Here is a 1736-nt window from a genome sequence, read left to right on the forward strand (position 1 = left end):
GTATTGTCCCGCCAGGTTCCGCCGACGCTGCCGTCCTTCTCGTAGATGGTGAACGGAATACCCGCCTTTTGCAGGCGGATCGCCATGGCAAGGCCCGCCGCACCCGCGCCGAGAATGGCGACATGGATGGAACGTGACTTCACTTCCGTTCCCTCGACGAGGGACCTCATGCTTTCTCCCACTGAGCTTCTCCCTGCATCTTTTCACACATTCTACCCCCGCGCCGCGGCGGTTGCAGCACGCCGGAGCGCTAGGGTGTGTGCCCTATTTTTATAGCAGGAAGACAGCAGATTCAAACGGCGACAGACGCCGGAAATGGCGGAGGGGCCGGCGGCCCCTCCCCGATCTCTTATCAGAAGCGGTAGCCGACGCCGACGCCCACAAGCCAGGGGTCGAGATCCACATCCGCCGTGACTGCGCCACCATTGATGGACACGTCCGTGGAGAGGAAAATCTTCTTCACGTCGAAGTTCACATACCAGTTGTCGGCAACGGCATAGTCCACACCGGCCTGCAGCGCATAGCCGAAGCTGTCATCATAATCGATGCTGGCGAACACGCCCGGCTCCGCATCATAGAAGAAGGTGTAGTTCAGGCCCGCACCGACATAGGGGCTGAAGCGCTCTTTCGGCAGGAAGTGATATTGCAGCGTCAGCGTGGGCGGCAGCAGCTTCACACTGCCGAGCGAGAGGCCGGTCGGCGAGTGGGACACGTCATGCTTCGTCGTGCCCGCGATCAGTTCCACCGCGATGTTGTCGGTGATGAAATAGGTGAAGTCGAGTTCCGGCACGGCGTCGCTTGAAACATTCACGTCGCCGCCAATGCTGGTGGAAGCGCTCTCATCAGGGATTGCCCACAATGCGCGGGCGCGCACCATGAAGTCACCCGCTGACTTGCCCTCAAACTCCGCATGAGCGGGGGCCGCTGCCGCCATCGCAGCCGCCAGGGCTACCGCGCCGAGAGACAGGTTCCGATTGAATGTCATATTGTTCTTTCTCCGGTTCGATGCACCGCCTGGTGCGGCGGCGTCCTGTTCCGGAAGCATCCTCCGAATATCCACAATAAAAGAGTGGTCATTCGGTCGCAGGCCCTGCGCAAAATGTCGCGGAGCCTTCCGCGAACGGAAAGTCTCAGCGTCCCGTGCTTTCCAGTATGTGCATGTAGCTGCGCACCTGCTGCACGAAATGGACGGCCTGTCCGCCGCGCGCGCGGCCATGTTTCAGCCCGTCTGCATAGGCGGCATTGTTGAGAAGCGGCAGCACGCGGCGAAGGTCAACCCAGCTGTCCCGGTCGCGTCCGAGGCGCGCCGCAAGCGCCCGCGCATCATAGATATGGCCGAGACCGAGATTATAGGCAGCCAGCGCAAACCATGTGCGGTCCGGCTCTTCCACGCTGGGCGGCAGGCGGCGCTTGAGATCGGCCAGATAGCGCGCCGCCGCATGGATGCTTTCATGCGCGTTCAGCCTGTCCTTCACGCCCAGTTCACGCGCTGTCTGCTCTGTCAGCATCATGAAACCGCGCACGCCGGTGGGGCTTACCGCGTTCGGGTTCCAATGCGATTCCTGGTAGGCGATGGCGGCAAGAAGATGCGGCGAGAGGCCATTGTCGCGCGCCGCCCGACGAATAATTTTTTCATAGTCAGGCAAGCGTTCTTCAATGGCGCGCTTGAAGGCACGCGTATCCACATAATCGAAGAGCGGCAGGAAGCCGAAGAAGCGCCGCTCCATCGCCGACAG

The 1736-nt window shown here is 61.3% G+C and carries 3 protein-coding genes; all 3 read right to left on the reverse strand.

Features of this window, described 5'->3' with window-relative positions:
* A partial coding sequence (locus WBF74_RS02865) for an NAD(P)-binding protein (protein ID WP_424434890.1) occupies window positions 1-170 on the reverse strand: 170 nt, incomplete at its 3' end.
* A gap of 182 nt (window positions 171-352) precedes the next feature.
* On the reverse strand, window positions 353-985 hold the full coding sequence (locus WBF74_RS02870) for an OmpW/AlkL family protein (RefSeq protein ID WP_424434884.1): 633 nt from the start codon (window positions 983-985) through the stop codon (window positions 353-355).
* A 145-nt stretch (window positions 986-1130) separates the two neighbouring features.
* On the reverse strand, window positions 1131-1736 hold a 606-nt coding region (locus WBF74_RS02875), incomplete at its 5' end, for a transglycosylase SLT domain-containing protein (protein WP_424434887.1).

Source organism: Parvibaculum sp. (assembly GCF_049672805.1).
Classification (GTDB): Bacteria; Pseudomonadota; Alphaproteobacteria; order Parvibaculales; family Parvibaculaceae; genus Parvibaculum.